General features: G+C 38.3%; 19 protein-coding genes and 4 pseudogenes. 9 read left to right on the top strand and 14 right to left on the bottom strand.

Translation table 11 applies throughout. The annotated features are described in order from the left end of the window. Positions 1-200 precede the first annotated feature (200 nt). The 7 genes and pseudogenes from AC6CIB_RS12060 to AC6CIB_RS12030 form a co-directional block, all read right to left on the bottom strand. Positions 201-862: pseudogene (locus tag AC6CIB_RS12060) on the bottom strand (HAD family hydrolase). Between the two features lie 790 nt (positions 863-1652). Further along, a pseudogene (locus AC6CIB_RS12055) lies at positions 1653-2100 on the bottom strand (ATP-binding cassette domain-containing protein); the annotation flags it as partial. A 62-nt stretch (positions 2101-2162) separates the two neighbouring features. After that, positions 2163-2378, bottom strand: a pseudogene (locus tag AC6CIB_RS12050) (helix-turn-helix domain-containing protein). Positions 2379-2401: 23 nt separating this feature from the next. Beyond that, positions 2402-2566 carry a DUF2975 domain-containing protein gene (locus tag AC6CIB_RS12045; protein WP_498280967.1) on the bottom strand — a complete coding sequence of 55 codons (165 nt, stop codon included), beginning with the start codon at positions 2564-2566 and terminating at the stop codon, positions 2402-2404. Between the two features lie 603 nt (positions 2567-3169). Continuing rightward, positions 3170-3787: a TasA family protein gene (locus tag AC6CIB_RS12040; protein WP_498280965.1), complete on the bottom strand. Its 618-nt coding sequence runs from the start codon at positions 3785-3787 to the stop codon at positions 3170-3172. Between the two features lie 83 nt (positions 3788-3870). After that, positions 3871-4416 carry a signal peptidase I SipW gene (gene sipW / locus AC6CIB_RS12035; protein ID WP_498280963.1) on the bottom strand — a complete coding sequence of 182 codons (546 nt, stop codon included), beginning with the start codon at positions 4414-4416 and terminating at the stop codon, positions 3871-3873. Continuing rightward, positions 4385-5200 carry a DUF4047 domain-containing protein gene (locus AC6CIB_RS12030; RefSeq protein ID WP_498280961.1) on the bottom strand — a complete coding sequence of 272 codons (816 nt, stop codon included), beginning with the start codon at positions 5198-5200 and terminating at the stop codon, positions 4385-4387. Before AC6CIB_RS12030 ends, sipW begins: the two co-directional genes overlap by 32 nt. A gap of 274 nt (positions 5201-5474) precedes the next feature. Between AC6CIB_RS12030 and AC6CIB_RS12025 the strand changes: the two genes are divergently transcribed. Continuing rightward, on the top strand, positions 5475-7169 hold the full coding sequence (locus tag AC6CIB_RS12025; RefSeq protein ID WP_498281396.1) for a M4 family metallopeptidase: 1695 nt from the start codon (positions 5475-5477) through the stop codon (positions 7167-7169). Between the two features lie 349 nt (positions 7170-7518). Then, positions 7519-8775 (top strand): helix-turn-helix domain-containing protein, encoded by a 1257-nt coding sequence (locus AC6CIB_RS12020; protein ID WP_498280959.1) that lies wholly within the window; start codon positions 7519-7521, stop codon positions 8773-8775. Between the two features lie 110 nt (positions 8776-8885). Here the strand turns inward: AC6CIB_RS12020 and AC6CIB_RS12015 are convergent, their stop codons facing one another. The 4 genes from AC6CIB_RS12015 to AC6CIB_RS12000 form a co-directional block, all read right to left on the bottom strand. Next, complete coding sequence (locus AC6CIB_RS12015; protein ID WP_498280957.1) at positions 8886-9323, bottom strand: RNA polymerase sigma factor; 438 nt, start codon at positions 9321-9323, stop codon at positions 8886-8888. A 107-nt stretch (positions 9324-9430) separates the two neighbouring features. Beyond that, positions 9431-10456, bottom strand: a complete 1026-nt coding sequence (locus AC6CIB_RS12010; protein WP_498280955.1) for an ABC transporter permease subunit — start codon at positions 10454-10456, stop codon at positions 9431-9433. Further along, positions 10453-10980, bottom strand: coding sequence for an ABC transporter permease subunit (locus tag AC6CIB_RS12005; protein WP_498281394.1), 528 nt, complete (start codon positions 10978-10980; stop codon positions 10453-10455). The genes AC6CIB_RS12010 and AC6CIB_RS12005 overlap by 4 nt, the downstream gene beginning before the upstream one ends. A 385-nt stretch (positions 10981-11365) precedes the next feature. Then, positions 11366-11887 (bottom strand): hypothetical protein, encoded by a 522-nt coding sequence (locus AC6CIB_RS12000; protein WP_498280953.1) that lies wholly within the window; start codon positions 11885-11887, stop codon positions 11366-11368. 742 nt (positions 11888-12629) lie between these two features. Between AC6CIB_RS12000 and AC6CIB_RS11995 the strand changes: the two genes are divergently transcribed. The 6 genes from AC6CIB_RS11995 to AC6CIB_RS11970 all read left to right on the top strand — a co-directional run bounded on the left by AC6CIB_RS11995 (position 12630) and on the right by AC6CIB_RS11970 (position 16427). Next, positions 12630-13199, top strand: coding sequence for a sigma-70 family RNA polymerase sigma factor (locus tag AC6CIB_RS11995; protein WP_498280951.1), 570 nt, complete (start codon positions 12630-12632; stop codon positions 13197-13199). 2 nt (positions 13200-13201) lie between these two features. Then, positions 13202-13420: a hypothetical protein gene (locus AC6CIB_RS11990; RefSeq protein ID WP_498280950.1), complete on the top strand. Its 219-nt coding sequence runs from the start codon at positions 13202-13204 to the stop codon at positions 13418-13420. Between the two features lie 331 nt (positions 13421-13751). Then, positions 13752-14384 (top strand): D-Ala-D-Ala carboxypeptidase family metallohydrolase, encoded by a 633-nt coding sequence (locus AC6CIB_RS11985; RefSeq protein ID WP_498280948.1) that lies wholly within the window; start codon positions 13752-13754, stop codon positions 14382-14384. An 18-nt stretch (positions 14385-14402) separates the two neighbouring features. Continuing rightward, on the top strand, positions 14403-14951 hold the full coding sequence (locus AC6CIB_RS11980; RefSeq protein WP_498280946.1) for an N-acetylmuramoyl-L-alanine amidase: 549 nt from the start codon (positions 14403-14405) through the stop codon (positions 14949-14951). A gap of 64 nt (positions 14952-15015) precedes the next feature. Beyond that, positions 15016-15180 carry a YvrJ family protein gene (locus AC6CIB_RS11975; protein WP_141771974.1) on the top strand — a complete coding sequence of 55 codons (165 nt, stop codon included), beginning with the start codon at positions 15016-15018 and terminating at the stop codon, positions 15178-15180. Between the two features lie 305 nt (positions 15181-15485). Continuing rightward, positions 15486-16427: a nucleoside hydrolase gene (locus tag AC6CIB_RS11970; protein WP_498280944.1), complete on the top strand. Its 942-nt coding sequence runs from the start codon at positions 15486-15488 to the stop codon at positions 16425-16427. 51 nt (positions 16428-16478) lie between these two features. Here the strand turns inward: AC6CIB_RS11970 and AC6CIB_RS11965 are convergent. The 3 genes and pseudogenes from AC6CIB_RS11965 to AC6CIB_RS11955 form a co-directional block, all read right to left on the bottom strand. Beyond that, positions 16479-16616 (bottom strand): annotated as a pseudogene (locus AC6CIB_RS11965) (IS3 family transposase); the annotation flags it as partial. Between the two features lie 187 nt (positions 16617-16803). After that, entirely contained in the window at positions 16804-17835 is a 1032-nt protein-coding gene (locus AC6CIB_RS11960; RefSeq protein ID WP_498280942.1) for an NAD-dependent epimerase/dehydratase family protein, read from the bottom strand. A 440-nt stretch (positions 17836-18275) separates the two neighbouring features. After that, positions 18276-18761, bottom strand: coding sequence for a GyrI-like domain-containing protein (locus tag AC6CIB_RS11955; RefSeq protein ID WP_498280940.1), 486 nt, complete (start codon positions 18759-18761; stop codon positions 18276-18278). Positions 18762-18870: 109 nt separating this feature from the next. Here AC6CIB_RS11955 and AC6CIB_RS11950 point away from each other — a divergent pair, with 109 nt between their 5' ends. Next, a complete protein-coding gene (locus AC6CIB_RS11950) occupies positions 18871-19833 on the top strand; it encodes a helix-turn-helix transcriptional regulator (RefSeq protein ID WP_498280938.1) in 963 nt (320 codons plus the stop codon). The last annotated feature ends 396 nt before the right edge of the window (positions 19834-20229 follow it).

Below are 20229 nucleotides of genomic sequence, written 5' to 3'. Positions count from 1 at the left end.
TTTTTAAATTTAAATACTCCAACTTTTTCCCATAAGGAACAAAAAGGAAAAGCTTGAATAATATTAAATACAATATTTGTAATTAGGTACTTTGGAAAATTGCCGTAAGTTAGTTTAAATATCCATAGTGTGGCTACATAGTAAGGACCTAATAGCTGATCTTCAGTTATTGCCCCCATTAGTAGAACAAGGAAGTATACTTAATTTACTTGACTACCCATCAGAATATCTTTTAATTGATTAACACTTTTGACAATATGCGTAGGGTTTGAATGAGTTAATTCTTCAAATAAACCATATCCATAAGTAACTCCAATAGAATCAATTCCAGTATTACTTGCCCCAATAGTATCGTGCTTCCTATCTCCAATCATAATAAATTCACTAAGTTCATGTTCATTATACTTGTCTAGTATGTATTGAATGATTTCAGTTTTTTTTGCTCTTGTTCAAGGTTACTTCCTACAATAAGTTGAAAATACTGCTCCATATTAAAATGCTTTAATATTTGCTCTGCGAAAATAGTAGGCTTTGAAGTTGCAACAACTAAAGTAAATCCTTGTTCTTTTAACGATTTTAATAGCATGGGGATATTTGAATATAACTCATTCTCAAACATTCCCTTTTCTTTAAACCTCTCCCTATATAAATCTATTGCTTTATGGGTGCGTACCTCATCAAAATTGTAATGTTCAGCAAATGAAACTTGTAATGGTGGTCCAATAAAACATTCTAGATTATCAGTGTCAGGCTCATCAATTCCCATTCTATGTAACGCATATTGAACGGATTTAGTTATTCCTACCTTTGGGTCTGAAAGTGTTCCATCTAAATCAAATAAAATTATTTTATAGTTATCCATGTATTACTCCCTTCTGGCACCAATTATCCACCCTAATTTTACCATAAGAAACACAATTAAGTTTCAATCCTTCTTTCACTTATCTGCCATTAACGGAATAAAGAAAAAGCTGGAGATCCCCTGACTGATCTTCAGCTATTGCCCCCTTTAATGGAATAACTCGCATTCAAAAGATCAACCTATTACCTTTGTGGGTGTATATGGTATTTCAGTAAAATTTATATATTCCAACTATCAATAGTGTAACTGCTGCAAGAATACAGACTATATTCAACCCTAAGGAAATTTTGCTTCCATCTCGGTAATCACGGATTGCACACTCAATACCGAACACTAACCAAAATAGAATCAAAAATAAACCTGAGTTCGGATTATGATTTGCGAAAAGGAAAAACGCCACTAAAAATAACAATACCTTTATTACCAGAAAAACCTTTCGTAACATCAAAAAACTATTATACGATTTGTCTTAAATTCACAAGCTCATAGAAAAATAAAAAGAGTTATTAAACAGGAATGCTGCCCTTTACTTGAACAAAGGGCGGCTGCTTGTTCAGCAAACGCCCCCATTCGTATTATTAGGTTAACCAGAATGCTAGATATTTCTGGTTGACCATTTTTTACTTGGTCTTATTATAACAGTAGCCAGGGTAGAACGTTCGCCCCCTACTGGTGGAAACATGTTTGAGGCTGGTTAGGACAGAGATCTCGTATAACAAGCGAAGCTATGATACTACTAGGAGGAATTAGGGGTTACTGGCAAGTTGAATTAGAGGAGGAGATTTAAAAGAAGCAGTGCTTGGGCGACCCCAAGACGCTGGCGCATACCTAGCGAGTACTTTTTGACTTTGTCATGAATCCGGTTTTCCAGTTTGACGAGCGCAACCACTTCGTCAATCCGTTCTTTTGTTACCCCTGGCACCATTCGGGCATAATGAACAGATTATGGTACCCGCTTAAATATTTATATATTTCCGGGCTTTCTACGAAGCACCGACATGGCGGATTACTTGTTCAAATTCAGTTTTAATATTTTTCCCCTTAATAAGGATTTGACCATTGGTGATCGACATAAGGCCAACGATCATACGGATTGTGGTTGTTTTTCCGGCACCCTTTGGACCAAGGAAACCGAAAATTTCTCCTTTTGGTACATCGAAAGAAAGATCCTCGATGATGGTGTTCCGGCCAATCCGTATTAATACATTTTTCAAGCTGATAATCGGTTCGCTGCTCATACCTGTGCTCCCTTAATAAGAGAATTGAAGATTTCGTCCATGAGGAAAAAATGTCCTGCTTGTTAACCTTCGTCATCACTTTTGTATTCCAGAATATCTCCAGGCTGACACTCCAATGCTTTACAAATAGCATCTAAAGTTTATAGCCTAATCGCTTTCGCCTTTCCATTTTTCAATATAGAAAGATTAGCCATCGTGATTCCAACTTTCTCCGAGAGTTCTATTATACTCATTTTCCTTTTAGCCAGCATCACATCAATATGGATTATTATTGCCATTTTATTCATCTCAGACCGTTAAATCATTTTCCTGATTTTATAGTAATTGCTTCTTGTAAAAGTCTCTCGAGAACTGCAGCAAAGACGGCAATGACTAATGAAACACCGACAATGACCATTCCGATAAGCACAAGACCCGATGCATCATCCCATTGCGCTATGATAAAGGTGAAAGGAAGGACCGCCACATACAAATCACTGATGATGAGGGCACAAATTTAGATCTTCCGGAGAGATATAACTGAGAGCACCGTGAACGCCTGGCTCTTGTCATTATAACGCAGCTGCCTTAATGGCTGATACAACGCAAAGTAAAGGAACACAATTTATTGATTTTCAATAAATTTAATTTTCATTCATTATTTATTGATTAGCACTATTTTTATATCCCGAATTAACACAAAGAGCATTTCTATGATTAGGAAATGCTATTGAAAACTAGTAATTATTCAATTTATAACTTCTTGGCTTCCTGCTCGTTCCATTGACAGACTCCGGGCCAAAACGCTGGTTATTCTATTTATAATAATAATGTTCATCCACATACTGCTTTAGGTATATTCTTGAAAGAGGGGTTCTGTACCAAAATTAATAAATTGAAAGATATGAAAGCAGCAAAATCTATATCAGGACATTCTATTCTTCTTTCTACATCAACAAACGCTATCCTTTCCTATTGCTTTAGAAAGAATAGCGTCTATTTTAGATATGATTTTTCTTAAATTCTACGAGTTAAGCTGAAGTTGAAATCTTAGTAAAAATATTTAAGCGCCTTAAAACATGACTAATTATCAATTGTTTTCTGGATCTGTATCGTCATGGTAAGTTGGATCTGTTTGCTCTGCATTAAATGTCCAGTCTACTTTTAGCTTATCACCTTGGAATTGATTTTGATTTTCTCCATTATCCACGAATTCAAATAATACGAAGATTTTTTCTTTTTCTCCAGCAGGAATACCATCTGGAAATGGACCTGCAAGATTATCAATTTGAGTTAAATCTGGTTGTTGAGTTTGTAAATCATGCAATGTTGTTTCAACTACAGTGTTAGTTGAACTGCTTGTATTATACATGATTGTAACTTTGATGTGTTTTGCTAATTCATCAGTATTGGCTTGTCCATCCAACTGTGCATCCTCAACAGTGTAACTTGTATCTAATAGCACTTTTCCAATATCTAATGTTCCGTTGTTTTCAAGTGTGAATTCACGGTAAATTTCATCACCTGGCTTGATATTGCTAATGTTAACAACTGTACTAGGATTTAAGCCTAAATCCAGTGTACCTGCAGCAAATGTGTTCTCGGCTTCGACTGAATCACTAAAATAGGCAAATGTTCCTCCACCGATTAATGATAATCCTAATGCTGCACTCATAACACCTTGACTTACCTTCTTTGTAAAACTCATTTTTAAATCCCCCTTATAAAATTTAAATTATTATTAAACTCTTATGTATGTGTGTAGATACATAGGAGATATAACCTAAATCATCATGCATTATTTACTTCAAGCTCTTTCTTCGCACTCACGATAGAGCGCAATGAAGAAATCATCAACAGTATACCCGGTATAATTAACAAAAGAGCTGATCCCGCTTTTGAATTTGCAAAATTCAATGCAAATCCGGCATATGGAATCGTAAAGCCGGTGTACTTCCCAACCACGTTTTGTGAGGAAAAAGTCCATAAATCTGGAGCGCCGTTATTATCTCCTTTTGTTTTATACCACGCTTGTCCATTCTCTTGTTTAACATCTACAATTCTATGTGTAACGATCTTATCTTCTATCCGAAAAGTAATAATATCACCTTCCTGATAAGTAGAATGATCAGTTCCTAACTTGATAGAAATGATAGAACCCGTTTGAAAGGTCGGTTCCATAGATCCTGATAAGACTGCTTTGACTTGATATCCTAAAATAGTTGGTTCCCCTCCCGATATTCTAGAAGAAAGAACAACAAATGCTAATAAACATACAACAATCAGGAAAATGAATCCAAAAATACTACTTACGCTTCTCAATATTTTTTTCTGCATGTTCTATCACCTGCTCATTATTATTTGAACTCTTTGTTGCCTTTTGATTAGATGTCTCTTCCACAAGAGATTTAGATTTTTCATGACGTTGTTGGGCTTGTATAGGTTCCTGAGAATCTTTTTCCTTTAATTCTAGAGTTTTTTCTGTATGTTCTTGCGCATTCTCATTATTAGGTAAATTTGTTGTTGCCGCGTGATTCGTTGTCTCTTCAATCCCAAATTCAGTGCTATCGTGATGTTGCTTGGATTGAGTTTTTTCCTGGGAAGATTTTTCTTCCCGTTCCTCTATCTGCAATGTGATAGAGGAAAGGATCGTTTCTATTTTTTGAAAATCAATCCTTTCCCGAACTTCCATCAGCCTGTTTTCTACGTTCCAAAAACCTTCAGACACATAATCAAATGTATGATCCTTATCTTGAGTTTGGTTACGATATGCGGACAGTTCATTGTTAATCTGTTGCAGAGTAGTAACTTGTTGATGTAGTTCCTGTTCGATAGATCTAATTTTAGTAAAACTAACATGCAATTCTTGTAATGATCCTTCTACTGGAACTGTATTAATCCTTTCATACTCAAGGTGCATCCGATCTGCAATTTCTTCTGCCCGATCTTCTAGGAGTTTAATAGTTTCAGGAAAAATAAATGCTGCAGATATTATTATAGGTTTTGGTGTATCCTGGCTTGAAAAGGAAGCTTCTGTTTCTCCTACTATATGAAGTCCTACATAAAATGCCATGGAGCATAAACAAGGAAGTATGATGGTTTTATGAAAAGCTCTTCTCATTTGTCACCCCCCTTTGCAAAACAACTTTATTAACACTTATTATTACTCATTTGCCCGAAAATTGTATTGAGATATTCCCATTTCAAAACAGCGCAGAAATTTGTAGAATATACTCGAAAACACTAAAAATCCCAAGAAACAAGCACGAAATTTTCCCAAAATTAAATTCACTGTAAAATATTGATTTTATTTCGGATTTTCTGAATAATTTAAATTGTTCCAATACAAATTCAACAAAGGGGTGGGTTTATTGAAAAAGAAACACCAGAAAAAAATGGGTAAAAAAGTAGTTATTCCTACTGTACTGGCTCTATCAGTAACATTCGGGGGAATAATGCCATCTGTACCGGCGTTTGCAACTGATTCAACAAGCAATTCAAATATTCTATTTAAAGCTGAAGGATTAAGTAAACAAGAAGTTGTGAAAGCATTCCTTCAGTCACAAGTAGAAAATCCAGTTAGGAGATCATTATCCAGTGGAGGGCAGTTTAAAATTGTAAGTGAAAAGACAGACCGTGCGACAGGTACATACCATGCACGAACTGTTGAGCAATATAAAGGAATTCCAGTTTATGGTTCTGGACAAACCGTAGCATTAGACTCGAACAATAACGTATTTGCATCTTTTGGTAAGGTAAAACAAACCTTGACTCGTTCGACCATTCCAACTGATGCATCAATTTCAGAGGAAAAAGCTATAGCGACTGTCAAACAAGACGTGGAATCACAGATTGGTGAAGTGAAAAATTATGATGGTATAAATTCTGAACTAACCATCTATCCTTATAAAGGTAAGTATTATTTAACCTACCTAGTTAAAGCATCTACTTCTACCCCAGCTCCTGGGTACTTCCATTACTTTGTGGATGCAACAACGGGAGAAGTGATCAACAGCTTCAATAAAATTCACAGTGCTGAACCAACGACCCTTTCCCCAATGACTGCAAGGGGATTGGATGTACATGGTGAAATGCAATCTTTCAGTGCTGGAAAAGATTCTGAAACTAAAACAAGCTATTTACATGGTACTTCTGTTGCAAACAACAATAATGTGCCAATATCGACTTTTGACGCTCGTCGTATAGATGAAACTTTATTTTTACTTTCTTCAGCAATTTTTGGATTCACGGGATGGGAAGTTTCAACAACCAGCACGAGTAACTTTTTCCATAATCCAGCTGCAGTTTCAGCACAATTCAACTCTGATAAAATTAACAAGTACTATCAAAACATTCACAAGCGTAACAGCTTAGATGATAATGGGATGAAATTAATTAATACTGTTCATATTGGACAAAAGTGGAATAACGCTGGTTGGAATGGTGAGCAAATGCTATATGGGGATGGTGACGGTATTGAATTTGGCTCGTTTGCAGGTGGCTTGGATATAGCTGGTCACGAAATGACTCATGGTGTCGTGGAGCATACAGCAAACTTAATTTACGAAAATGAATCGGGAGCCATCAATGAGTCAATAGCAGACATCCTCGGTAATTTCGCGGAAATGTACGCTACCGGAGAGGTTGAATGGGATTTAGGAGAAGATAACACTACTCCAAACATTCCTGGTGACGGAGGACTTCGTTCCATGAGTGACCCGGCTTCTATGAGTGTTAGCACAAAGTATATGCCATCAGGACATTATCCGGATACCTATCAAGATCGCTACCAAGGTACATTAGATAACGGTGGGGTCCATATTAACAGCGGTATCAATAACAAAGCAGCTTACTTAATTACTGAAGGCGGTACAAATAACGGAGTAGATATTACAGGAATTGGGAGGGCGAAAACGGAAAAAATTTACTACCGGGCTCTCACTTTATACTTAACACCAACTTCAGGATTTAAAGAAATGCGTGAAGCAGCTATTCAAGCTTCTCGTGATTTACATCCAGATAAAAATGGGGAACCATCAGCAGAAACGAAAGCTGTTATGGATGCTTACACTTCTGTAGGGGTAAACTAAGTAACTTAAATTTTGGAAGCCATGAATGGATTTATTTCAATCATGGCTTTTTTTATTAATCCTAAGTACTTAACCCTTCTCTATAGCAAAATTTGTGTCTCATACCTTTTCTCTTCATCATTCTTCGAAAAAAAGTTGGTCTAAGTTCGTTCTACAACCTACTCAATAACATGATCCCTTTGCTCTAATAGGTATAAAAAATGAAAGACTCGCAAATTAAATTATAAGATAAAAAGTGAGTTTCTCGATAGTTAAACTAGTTATAAAATTCTAAATCATGGTATTATTTTAGAAAATACAGTTACCTGCATCTTACATAATCACTTAGGGAACATAAGGAGCGAATTACATGGTAGAGGGAGAAATCATTAAATTTTACCGAAGAAAAGCTGGTCTCACGCAGGAACAACTTGGATTAGGAGTTTGCACTCTCTCCTATATCAGCAAGATTGAGCGAGGGCAATCAGCTTGTTCATCAGAGATTATCGAGTTATTATCAGAACGGCTGCACCTAGATATAAAAGAAGAAATCCGTCGATTTGAGAACCTAGGGAATCAGCTCTATCATTGGCATAAGGCTATCATTATGCGAAGGTTAAAGGAAGTAGAGGAAATCAACAAAGAATTAATTAAAATACCCTTCATCAAATCTTCCAAATATGCAGCCTTGTATCAACTACTGCAGGCAAGATATTACATCCTAAAGAAAGATTATGAAAAAACTCATGCTATCTTACAGCTTGTCCAAAGAGATTATCCAGAGCTTCCCCCTTATGAAAGAAACCTGCTGAAGCATGTATGGGGAATATATTATATATGCAATTGTATTTCATCCAAAACCGAAAATCATCGAAAGGCTATAGAAGTATTGAATGAAATAGAAAAGGACGAATATGGAAACCCCGAATACAATTACGATTTGGCAGTTGCATATCATTGTATCGATTCTAGAGTAATGGCTTATGCGTATGCAGAAAAGGCACTTCACTACTTCAGGGAAACAAATAACTCTTTAATGGCTATCACGGCAGAGTCGTTAATGCTTCTCCAGATTGGAAGCAACATTGATCTTAATTTAGAAGAGTTAACGGAAACCTATTATAATTTGATTAATCACTGTGAGTTACTATATGCCACTGATAAAAAAGGGATGCTTTTAAACAATCTGGGCTGTGAACATTTTAGAAGAAAGGATTATGTTACTGCACATAAGCTTTATAAAGAAGCGCTTCAAATGACTGATAAGCATTCCGTTTTATATCTTCAACGCCTATACAATTATTTGGAAAACGGACTAGTAGGAAAGTTAATGCGAAAAACATCAATGCTAAGAAGGGCACAAGAAGGGATGTCCATGGCCAAAAAAAAAGAGAACGAATTTTACCAACTAGTATTCAAACTTCTTATTTTACTTATAGAAAATAAATTGAATCAGTATTACACCTTCATAGAGAAAGATGCTCTACCCTATTTTCAGCTAAATAAGCATACAGTTTTTATAAACAAGTATGCCAAAGAACTCTATAATCACTATATGGAAAGGGAACATTATCAGAAAGCAGCCCAAATTTCGAAGACTCTTATAGACCCAATTTCAACTTCCTAATAATCAGGAGTGGTGAGGATGCCGATGAATGATAGAAAGCAATAAGTACTTCCGAACTTCTTGAACTATCAATTTGTTATTAATGTGATTTAAGATATGTTCAGTAAGAGTTAAAAAGGAGTTGCGGCATGGGAACATTCATTTAAGGTAAGTTCTGAGTAAAAATGTAATACGATAATTTCTTTACTTTTCCAAGAGAGGGAGTTGACTATCTTCCACAACTCTTGAAGCTCATCTTCCTTTATATAATTCCCTTCAACTAAATCTACTTGATCATGAGCTACATCATCAGAAAAGAAAGAAAAGCACTTTAACATTTGTTGTTTTTTCATAACAGTCTTAGCTACATTCATTGTTATGGTATAAATCCATGGTTTAAATGGTCTTGCCGGGTCATAAGTATCATATTTGCTCAAGAGTTTAATAAACGTTTCTTGAGTGATGTCATCCGCCAAACTCCGTGATTTCGTTAAGAGTAAAGCTGTTTTATAAACATAGTCTCTATTTTCCTTGAAAATACTTTCTGCTTTTGCCTCATCGATAAACAATGAACTTTTTTCACTCCTCTAATTAGGTTATAGCTATATTTATAGACTGAGAAAAGAATGGTTTGAGTTCTCCAAAAATGAATATATTGATTATTAGAAGTATATTATTATGTATGAGTTTGACTGTTTCTTCTAGTTACCTGGGTGAATGGGCTGCCTGAATTGTTGGTCGTTAATGCTCCTTTTTCCAATGGCTTATGATTTCTCTTTTGTTCGGTGCCTTCATGAGTTTCTTTCAACCCCTTTTCAACTAACCTAAGGGAATAAATCGTCAAAATAAATGCTAAAGAAGGTCCCAATACAATCCATTGATCAAGCATCAACTCTCGATAGGAAAGGCCAATTAATCCAGACCATTCATTAGATAATGACAATGTTACACTGTCGGAGGAACTTATTCCATCCATAATTTTCAATTTCTTCATCTTCCCTATAATCATCTGGAAAACTCCTAGATGTACCAGAATCAACAAAGATTGAACCACTTGTTGGGTGAAAAGTATCAATAGTCTTGGCCTAAGATAATTCAGTATATGTTTTCTTATCAACCAAGTTTTAGTAGCTCCTAATGACTGCGAGCACTTTATAAAGTCATTTTTCAGAAATCCTCTTAATTCTGTTGCTAAATACCCTGTTAGTGGTATTCCTCCAATAAAGCCCAAAATCAATATTTGTTGAGTTATTAGATTCATATTTTGAATATTAGAGTCAATTTTAATGGTTAAGAAAAATATATAAGCTAGTATGACAGCAGGGATAAATCTAAAAGCTCTAATGAAAGCTTCTATAATAATCCTTAATCGATTTAGAAACATAACGTATAGTATACTTCCGAAAAGACTGATAATAATTCTACTCACACTAATAATTAGAGCTATCATAATTGTGTATTTAGCTCCATCTATCACTTTCCATAAAATGTCCTCACCGTAGCGATCAACCCCCAAAGGATACTCTTTACTTGGTGGATATGGGGGGACATCCACTAAACGATGACCTTCCCCATAAATTGCATCTGGTGGTTGCAATACGGGCTTATGTAAAAATAATGAGTAGCAAAAACTGGTGATTAAAAGAAGAAGAATAAAGGAAGACCCTATGAACAACTTTTTGTTCTTAAAAATACTTTTCAAACCCTACCTCCTCCTTGACCTGACATTCTAGCAGATATAAACCTTCCTAAGTACTCAATGAAATAAAAAGGAATAAAAATAAGAAGAAGACAGGCTGCGAGTATATCAACTGAACTTAAGTGCCTGAACATGAAACTAAATATACCTTTCATATTAAAGATGTATTCAGTAATCAATAGATTAGATATGATTAACCAAAGGATTAATTGGATATTCGAAAATACTACTAAACAAACATTTCGAAATATATGAAATGTCAATACTCTCAGTCGAGTTATTCCTTTGGATTTCGCAAATTCCACATACGGTTTATTTTGTTCTTCCCCTATACTAAATGTAGTCATATGAAACAGTACAATAGAAGGTATAATGGATGTTAGCACAATGGGAAGTAGATAAATATTTTCCAAATATCCTATGGGATTTACAATAAGTATTGCAGACTTGTTAAATATCCAAATGATTAATAGTTGTATTGAAAATAGTAATATCACATCAGGAATGGACTCTAAGAAAAATGCTATTTCTTTGATTGTCTTTTGTCTTGGTAATAAAGAAACGATTACAGAAAACTAATCCCAATAACAATCGAAAGCAAAAACACGCTAATAAGAATTTTTGAGGAGTAAAGGTAGGGTTCCGCCAAAGCCTCCATTAATTTCTGATTCTTAAAGTCTGAAACTCGAACCCTTATATCAGAAAAATTCATTACATTAATCAGCAATTCCTTCAACTTAAGAAGAAAAGTTTGAAACCAATGAGGCTTTAAAAATAGTAGGAATGTTTTTGAGAAAGCTATAATTGATAAAATCATCAGACAAGTGGCCATTAATTCTGCCGTCATTTTTACAGGTATAGTTAACCATTTATTTCTTTTCATGAGTAATTGAATAGCAAATTTGCTACTCGTTATTCCTCCCCGTCTTTTGTCTCGTTCGGGTTATCAAAATATTCTGTCAGGAATGTCCGTTGGCCTGCACTCCCCTTAACAACCTTATAAATAAAATCGAACATTTGAATACTGGAATACTCATTACCGTTTATACTGTATTGAAATAAACCTGGCGAGTTCTCACTTATGTTTTCACCATTAGCACCGTATATCTTTTGGATATCTTCTGATTGTTCTTCTGGATTAAATGAGAAGACTAATTTTTGATCCTCTTCTCTGTTTTCTCTAGAAAAATTCAAGCTGTAATTTCCATCCGCATCTACTATTACAGTATTTTCTTGAAGAACAGTTTCAGCCTCTAAATCTTTTAGTTCAATCTTAATTTCTGAACTGCCCTCTAATGTGCTAGTGCCATTCACTGCAATATTACTGCCAATAGACTTAACGTTACCTAGAATTTCAATTTTCTGTTTTTGTTCCGAACAACCACTTACTACTAATAACAAAACTATACCTATAAATACAAACAAATTTTTCATATTTCCTCCCTATAAAGTGAAGACATTTCAAAACTAAAAAGTCTATATTTCACCTCCGACTATTTGATTTTTTAAAATTCACATATATTACTTCAAAGATTCGAAAAAGGTTCGATATAAACGAATTTTTTCTGGAAAATTTTATAATTCATAACAAAGGGAACATCCATTTTGGATGTTCCCTTTGTTATTCCATTAAATGGCCCTTTAATTGAATAGAAGTGTATTTTCTTTCACTAACACCTTTAGCTTCCCCACAGCTATAATGTCAGTATTGTTGTCGTTAATGAGAATTTACTGGGTAACGTGTGATATAATGAAAAACGCCAAGGTTCCTTTTATATCAAGAGTCCTTGCGTTTTTCATTTTATTTAGTTAGTTGCGTTATCAGGAATGATAAAACCTAACCGAAAACCGGGCTGGCACCTGATATTTTTGAATTGAGACCGGTTTGGATCGGGTTCCCGCCATTTATTTTCAACTCCCCTCAATCACCCCTCTAAAACTATTCCAATCCCCGTCATCCCTAACTATTCCTCCCTTTTCAGGAAAAATTAGTGCATTCCTCCCTTCATAAAAAAACCGGCATATGGTTTAATGAATAGTACATTGGAACGATATTAAACAATAAGGTTGTCATTTTTTTGATAGAGGTTTCTTTATATACTAAAAGCAGGAATTGTATCCGCGGCTTTTTTTTTAAATATTTAACCGAACATACGTTCTAATGGTGGTGAAAAAAATGGACTCATTAAAAGAAAGATTTTATCGTATCTATCCTGATTTAAAAGGAAATAAAGCAGTGGAATCGTTTATGACCCAGCCAGAACATCAGGAACTTCTGAAAGAATTTTTGACGTCACCCACCCCTTCAGCGGAGGATTGTCTGAACGAAGCATTCAAGGCTCATTATTTTGGGATCCGATTTACTTCCTATGTAAGTTCATCCTTATATTTTCATAGCGTCAATTTTGATAAAAAAATCCGTCTCCACCGCGGCCGTCAGCTGCTGACCCTCGACCAGCCGCTCAGCGGGGAGGAGGAAGGAACGTTTAAAGACATGATTCCCGATTCCGGGGAACCCCTCATATTACCCGAACAATCCCTGGAAGATGCAATCAGTGACGATGCGCTGCTGGCTGCCTTCAGAAAACTGACGGACAAACAAAGGGAGATCCTTGACCTCGCCTATGTAAAAGAAATGAGTGATACAGAGATTGCGAAGGTCCTCCGGGTTACGCAGCAGGCTGTCTCCAAATCCCACCGAAACGCTTTGGCAAGATTAAGAGAAGCATTACAGAAAGGAGCATGAGAATGAACGCACTTTATGACATGGTGAAAGAAGCAAAGAATAACTCTCTTTATGAAGTGAACGTGGTCCGAACATTTGAGCCCAAGATCCGGAAGTCGCTGCACTTGACGCAGCAGGAAAACCGCGAAGACCTTGAACAGGAATTAAGGATCAAAGTGATTGCGTATGTCCGGAACTATTCCCTTGAAGATGTGCCCGGATTATTTGATCTAACGAAATAACCGCCCTGCAGATGAGGATCCACCGCACACGTTGAAAATGAAGATGCACGCCTTATTAAAAAAGGACAAGTAAACACGCCCCCCCTCGTGTTTACTTGTCTTTTTTTATCCCTGAAAAGTTTTCACATCCAAGGTTGTAATTTCCCGCTCTCCCTCTTCTTTATAAAGTGTAAGGCAAGCAAAACGGAGTAAGCGTGCGGCGGGGATGGCCCCTCTTACTCTGCATCCCTTTTGGCTGTCTCACCACTGAAGCCAGAGCTGCATCGCTTTAAATCAATGCAGCTCTTGCCTCCAACCAAAAATCCACTAAACCTGAGGGAGAGATGCGTTTATGAACTGGACGAGAACAATGAGAAATGGTGATTCCGGCAGTGATGTAAAGGAACTTCAAATCCGCGTGGCGGGATGGGCTTCTGATTCTGCTTCACAGACCAAAGTGACGATCGACGGGGCTTTCGGTCCGGGAACGGAGGCGGCAGTCAAGCGTTTCCAGCGTGCTTACGGGTTATCGGTTGATGGAATTGCCGGTCCCCAGACGCACAATCAGCTGAATGCACTTGAGAGCAGCGACGGTTCCTCTGCAAATTTCAATTTCAGTGAATTCCATTCCAAAGACGGCAGCGGTTTTTCAGGCGGGAAAGTCGGATCGAGCCAGGTAAAGGAAAATGTACGCCGCTTGATGTACAAGCTGGAAGCTCTCCGCAAGAAGCTTGGCAATGCGCCGATCACAATCAATTCAGGCTTCAGAAGTATCAATCATAACAGCAATGTCGGCGGGGCTTCAAACAGCATGCACCTGTACGGGGTGGCAGCAGATACCGACCCTTCAGGCAAGACACCTTACCAAACAGCAGAAATGGCAAAAACCTGCGGATTCAGCGGGATTATCAAATACAATACATTTGTCCATGTCGACAGCCGCATTGAGTACCCATACGGATCTCAGTTCTGGTATTGGGCTTAAGAAGGGAGGATGATGAGCATGCCAAAGATCGTACTTGACCCCGGCCATGGCGGCAAAGACCCCGGTGCAACAGGGAACGGCCTGCAAGAGAAGCAGTTGACATTGACCATCGCTTCAAAGGTACGGGCACTACTGGAAGAACAATATATCGTCGAGGCCATTTTAACTCGGACAACAGACGTCTACGTCGGGTTATCAGAGCGGGCGCAATTTGCGAACGGACTTGGTGCAGATTACTTCGTCTCCTTCCACCATAATGCCGGCGGGGGGACAGGGTTCGAAAGCTTTATCTACCCCGGTACGTCAGGAACCGAAACGGGGAGGCGCCAGGATGTCATCCATGCTGAAATAATGAAATTTTATGCAGGCTTCGGTCTTCGTGACAGAGGGAAGAAAGAAGCCAACTTCGCTGTACTGAGGGAAACCGCAATGCCGGCTATCTTACTTGAGAATCTATTCATCGACCATGCAGGCGATGCTTCTTATTTAAAAAACTCCACATTCATTCAAGGGTTGTCACAGGCCATCGCTTCAGGTATTGCAAAAGCAGTCAATCTGCAGCCATAGACAAGCAGCTTCGTTTCAACCACCGACAGCCCTTTCAAGCAACCAAACATAAGGAGGTCTCGCAATGGAATATTCTGTGTTCATTCAGTTATTGGGCAATTTCGGTTTTCCGATTGCAGTCACTCTTTTTCTTCTCGTCAAGCTTGAAAAGAAACTCGAACAACTCGAACTTGCCATTCACGCCTTATCCAAAGCCTTCTCCAAACAGGAAGGCAAGTCGGATAAATAGAGCCCGAAAAGGAGAGAGAACCGCAGTGGTTCTCTCTCCTTTTTTTATGATAGATGTAATAATGTAATAAGGTTAATATTGATTTCGATACAGTTCTAGCTGTTGGTTGGAGTTCAAGACGAAGACTCCTGCGGGAGAAGTGGCTGATGTGAGACTTGTCCAGCATTCAACAGCGGTGTCTAACAGCATACATAAAGTAAAAAAAGGTAGAAAGAACTGTTTTACTAGATTTACAAACGAATCTAGTACTTTCAAACACGCAGGCTCCCCTTCTCTATCATATGAAATAAGAGGAGGTGAAATAAATGAAAAAAATGATATTGTTTGCCGATACCGGCATTGACGATGCCCTTGCGTTGATTTATGCCTTACAGCATCCCGATATCGACTTGATGGCCGTCGTCGCCGGTTACGGAAATACAGACCGTGATAGGAGCGCCAGGAATGCTTCCTATCTATTGAAACTTGCAGGGCGCACGGATATCCCGGTCATTGCAGGAAGCACCCGGCCGTTAAGCGGGGAAAACCCGGTCTTTTTCCCTGAAATTCATGGGGAAGAAGGACTTGGCCCCATCTCTCCCCCGGTGCCATTTCAGCGCAGAACCAATTTCACTAGATTGTTTCAGCTGATTAAACAGAACCCGGATGATATCACGATTGTCAATGTCGGCAGATGTACATCGCTGGCGATTGCATGGTATTTAAGCCCGGAAGTGATGAATCTTGTGAAGGAAACCTATATCATGGGCGGAGCCTTTTTGGAACCCGGTAATGTCACCGAAGTGGCAGAAGCGAACTTCTACGGAGATCCCCAGGCTGCCGACTTTGTCTGCCAAAACGCCCCCGGACTTACCATCATTCCTCTCAATGTCACACGCGATGCCTTGCTGACCCCGGCTTTGGTAGATTTCATAGACACCCGTGCAGATACCCCGCTGCAGCAGATCATCAAACCGATTCTCGACTTCTATTACGAAGCCTATCAGCAGCTTGAACCCGGCATCGAAGGTACGCCTCAGCATGACTTGGCCGCCGTGATTGCCGCACTCGAAATACCCGGCATGTTTTCCTATGTAAGAAAACAAGTGAAGGTAGAGGATGAAGACGGCTATGCTGAGGGTCTCAGTATCGCCGATTTCCGTCCCGGTGTTCAGGAATGTATCGGGATGGGCTGTGCCAGAGTGGCATCCAGCATGGACATCGGTGCATTTACGGCAAATATGCTCGATATACTGACGAGGGACTGACCCCGGCGAACCGTTAACAGAACAGCTTTCCCCCTAAAAAAGCCTTCTCCCCTTAAATTCCTTCGAGTAGGTAATCCCTTTTGAACTAACCGAAGTAACGTAAGGGTTTTTAGATAATATAGCGATCTCTTTCTCTGTAAAAAGCTTTTTAGTCACAATTCTCCGTCTCCAAATTTTTCTAGATGTCATATTAATTATCCAAAAAGCACCCTATAGAGAGCACTTTTTTTAAGTGTTTACTCTATAGGGTACTTTTTATACTGGATAAGCCCCCGTTAGCACAATAACGATTTATATTACTGAGGTCCTTTCCAAATCAAATACATTGATTTGATTTTGTTCAAATATTGTTCTAAAGCTTCAATTCCGTTGTCCCCTATCTCTCTTTTTGGATCCAAGTCTTCAACAGCTCTTGCTCTTTTTCTCGTGATATCCCTGCTTTTCGTTCTGTATCTTGTCTCGCCTTCTCCCATTGATATATATCATAAACAGTATCTTCAAGAAGTCGGAAGGAAAGTCCGGCGTCAACGGCTTTTTCAATGCTGATGCAAAATGAGCCTTTCCACGGTTCTGTTTCTCCATCTAACGGGAAGTGTTCAGGAATCCATAATGGCATTTCCGTCCATGGCTGTATTTTATGATCCAGTACAAATTTTTCATCTGTCCATACAAATCTAGCATTGCTATTTGTAACTACTTTACACGTACTCAAAAGCTCTCCCATCGTTAATTCATAATCGGGACCTGTAATATTATACGTACCAGCTTTTCTTTTTCCCACCATATCAAACACCCATGTTGCTATATCCTTCACGTCGATCAATTGAATTGGACGGTCCGGACGTCCTGGCACCACTATGTTTCCACCTTCCGCGACTCGTTGAACCCAATACGGGAGCCGATCCGTATAGTCAAATGGTCCAACAAGCTGACCTGCCCTGATATTTAACACTCTCCCCGGCCAATATTTCTCTGCTTCAGCTTCGCATCGCGCTTTCAATGCGCCGTAATACTCATAAGGAGAGATTCTCCCTTCCTCAACTTCTATCAATTGATCCTGCGGCATGGACTGTAAGTGATAATCTTCCGCGATACTGAGAGGAATCCAATCTTTATAAACAGAGATGCTTGAAATGTACGTATAATGTTTGATGCTATCTCCGAGCACAGCAGCAATTTTGTTAATTTGGTGGGGAGCAAACCCACATGTGTCCATTACGACATCCCAGTTCCTGTTTTTAAGCTGTGATACATCACCATCTCTGTCACCGATAAGTTGTTCCACTTCTGGAAATGCTTCTTTATTGTTCCCGCGATTGAATAAAGTGATGTCAAGACCTCTTTTCAACCCTTCTTCTACCATCGCTTTACCTAAAAAACGAGAACCTCCTAATATTAAAACCTTCATACTTTTCCCCCGTTCACTTTAAATAGCCTGCAATAAATACATTCATTTTATATAACGTTTTTCATTCTTAAAAAGATACGGAGAGTATGAAGAAAAGATGAAATTTTTGCGAAAGCATTGTATTTATAAGCTATTTATGGCTTAGTATTATTCCACTATCTGGCCTTTATATAAAGAAAGAACGCATTTCTTATTCGAATTACGCCCTAAAACAGAAAACTTAATTTCAAGATAATATTAATAATGATCTTTCCCATTTGCCCCTGTGAATTAAACTGTCTGACATTTGAATTTCCCATATCTTTCATCCTATACTTCTTTAATATATATCCCCAATATAGATGCTCGGATTATGTCTATAGTTAAGTTCAGCAGCTGTCCCGGTAAATAAAAAGCGTAATCCAATCTAAGGATTACGCCTTCCTGATAAATAGCCCTCTTTATTTCCTAACAACAGGAATCCACATTTCACCAAAAACTAAGCCGTTTTGATGCCCCATCTCAACGGTCGCATTTGGCGCACCAACATAAGCAAAATCCTTTGCTTCTGGTAAGACTTGACCAAAGGCAATAGCAGAAACCTTATTATTTAATTCATCGGCCGTCTTCCCTTCCCCTTTAACAACCAAGTATTCCCCTTTAGGAAATTGGATCACTCTGGCTTCTTCTGGTACAGATGCTGATGCCGATGCCATGACGCCGGCATAATGCATCATCTTGTTATTCACCGCTTCGTTCACGGCAAAAATGTAGTCATTTGTGGCTATGTCTTTTAAAACGTCAAGCCTTCCATCTTGGCTGACGTCCTGCCAAAAGTCTAACTTTTCCTTGCTCAAGCCAGCAAAGTCAGTGTAATCGCTCTTAAGCTCAGTTCCTAAACCTATAACGGTAAAGCTGTCTTTTTCTTCTAAGATATAATCTGCCATATTAAAAACCTTCCTTTTTTTAAATTAATCAAGTGATTTGTCATCATCTCTTGATGTGTATATAATAGCGTTTAATAGTATCAAAAATTGATACTATTTGGAGGCCCCGATGAAAAAAGTTGAACGGATTAATGTCATTATGCGATATATCAACAACCGAGCCCACTTTACGATTTCTGAAATTATGCGAGAATTTAACATTTCTCGTTCGACGGCTATTAGAGATATCCGAGAAATTGAGGCCATGGGTATGCCACTTGTATCTGAAGTTGGAAGGGATGGGGGGTATTTCGTCATGCACAACTCTGTCCTGCCCGAGGTCCGTTTTACCGATAATGAAGTCAAAGCTCTTTTTATTGCCTTTATGGCCACAAGAAATCAGCAACTCCCCTATCTAAAGAGCCGTCAGTCTATAGCTGAAAAATTACTCAGCCTTATCTCAGAAAGCCAGCAAGATGACCTTATTCTTTTAAATCAAATCTTGCTTTTTGAAGGGACCAATCCCCATAATCCTGACTTACTTGATCTTTCAGACCTCCCTCATCCAATGTTAGAAACATTCTTCCAAATCCTGCTTTTAGATAGATATTTATTAATTACTATCGAAGAAGAGAAGGTAATGAAGTCTTATCCAATTTATCTCTTGCACCTTTATCATGAAAAAAGCCTTTGGCTGATTGAAGGCTTTGATTTAAAGGAAGATAAGAAGCGGATTTTTCCGGCCGACCATCTCATCGATGTCAAACCCTTCTCGACGAAAAAAAAATGGAGTGAGCAAGCGATTTTAGAAAAACTAAATAAGCGGGAAGAAGCAATCAACCTTGTCCTTGAACTTGGTCCAAAAGCGATTGCCCAGTTCAAAAAATACCACCCTTTAAAAGTTTCAATTTCCTATACGAATCCTTACCAAACCACAGCTGTTTTAAAGACGTTTGTCAATGTTAATAGACCCGGGGAATTGACCGAAATAACAAACTGGTTGCTTTTCCTCGGTGAGGATCTCGAGGTCAGGGAAATGCCAGAAAAAGTCTTAGAATGTTTACAAAAGAGATTAGGCTTATACTGCCCATAACAGCATTTAAAGCAGCGGAAACAAGTAAAAAAAGGGTTCTATAGGTGTTCGGACACAGGGGTAACTGGAAACTAGCCAAGCATAAACTGATTTGGATTTTAACCCTTGTTATAACAGTAAAATGAGCATACCAATTATAAGACGTAATCCTCTTTTATGGTAAAGGTTGTTTTCCTCTTGAGGAAGAAGAATTCTGTATTCTAGTTACATTGTTTTTGGATGCCTATAAGCTCTGTCACGAAAAATCTCTTAAAGATGGTGAGGGGGAACTGCGAAGACTCCTGCGGAAGTACGGCCGTGCCGAGACCCCGTTCGGCTAAGCTGAGGAGGCTCGGCCGAACGCTAGCTGCAAGCGGAGCGGTTCCCCTCACCATCCAGCACACGCTTGTTGACATA

The sequence above is a fragment of the Rossellomorea sp. GQ25 genome (genome assembly GCF_059758515.1).
This window is presented reverse-complemented; position numbering and strand designations above follow the sequence as displayed.

Excerpts from the sequence above, each read along its gene's own strand:
- AC6CIB_RS11975 (WP_141771974.1), top strand. The coding sequence starts at position 15,016 with ATGGAATATTCTGTGTTCATTCAGTTATTGGGCAATTTCGGTTTTCCG.
- AC6CIB_RS11960 (WP_498280942.1), bottom strand. The coding sequence starts at position 17,835 with ATGAAGGTTTTAATATTAGGAGGTTCTCGTTTTTTAGGTAAAGCGATG.
- AC6CIB_RS11970 (WP_498280944.1), top strand. The coding sequence starts at position 15,486 with ATGAAAAAAATGATATTGTTTGCCGATACCGGCATTGACGATGCCCTT.
- AC6CIB_RS11985 (WP_498280948.1), top strand. The coding sequence starts at position 13,752 with ATGAACTGGACGAGAACAATGAGAAATGGTGATTCCGGCAGTGATGTA.
- AC6CIB_RS12000 (WP_498280953.1), bottom strand. The coding sequence starts at position 11,887 with ATGAAAAATTTGTTTGTATTTATAGGTATAGTTTTGTTATTAGTAGTA.
- AC6CIB_RS12030 (WP_498280961.1), bottom strand. The coding sequence starts at position 5,200 with ATGAGAAGAGCTTTTCATAAAACCATCATACTTCCTTGTTTATGCTCC.
- AC6CIB_RS11955 (WP_498280940.1), bottom strand. The coding sequence starts at position 18,761 with ATGGCAGATTATATCTTAGAAGAAAAAGACAGCTTTACCGTTATAGGT.
- AC6CIB_RS11990 (WP_498280950.1), top strand. The coding sequence starts at position 13,202 with ATGAACGCACTTTATGACATGGTGAAAGAAGCAAAGAATAACTCTCTT.
- AC6CIB_RS12025 (WP_498281396.1), top strand. The coding sequence starts at position 5,475 with ATGGGTAAAAAAGTAGTTATTCCTACTGTACTGGCTCTATCAGTAACA.
- AC6CIB_RS11950 (WP_498280938.1), top strand. The coding sequence starts at position 18,871 with ATGAAAAAAGTTGAACGGATTAATGTCATTATGCGATATATCAACAAC.
- sipW (WP_498280963.1), bottom strand. The coding sequence starts at position 4,416 with ATGCAGAAAAAAATATTGAGAAGCGTAAGTAGTATTTTTGGATTCATT.
- AC6CIB_RS12020 (WP_498280959.1), top strand. The coding sequence starts at position 7,519 with ATGGTAGAGGGAGAAATCATTAAATTTTACCGAAGAAAAGCTGGTCTC.
- AC6CIB_RS11980 (WP_498280946.1), top strand. The coding sequence starts at position 14,403 with ATGCCAAAGATCGTACTTGACCCCGGCCATGGCGGCAAAGACCCCGGT.
- AC6CIB_RS12040 (WP_498280965.1), bottom strand. The coding sequence starts at position 3,787 with ATGAGTTTTACAAAGAAGGTAAGTCAAGGTGTTATGAGTGCAGCATTA.
- AC6CIB_RS11995 (WP_498280951.1), top strand. The coding sequence starts at position 12,630 with ATGGACTCATTAAAAGAAAGATTTTATCGTATCTATCCTGATTTAAAA.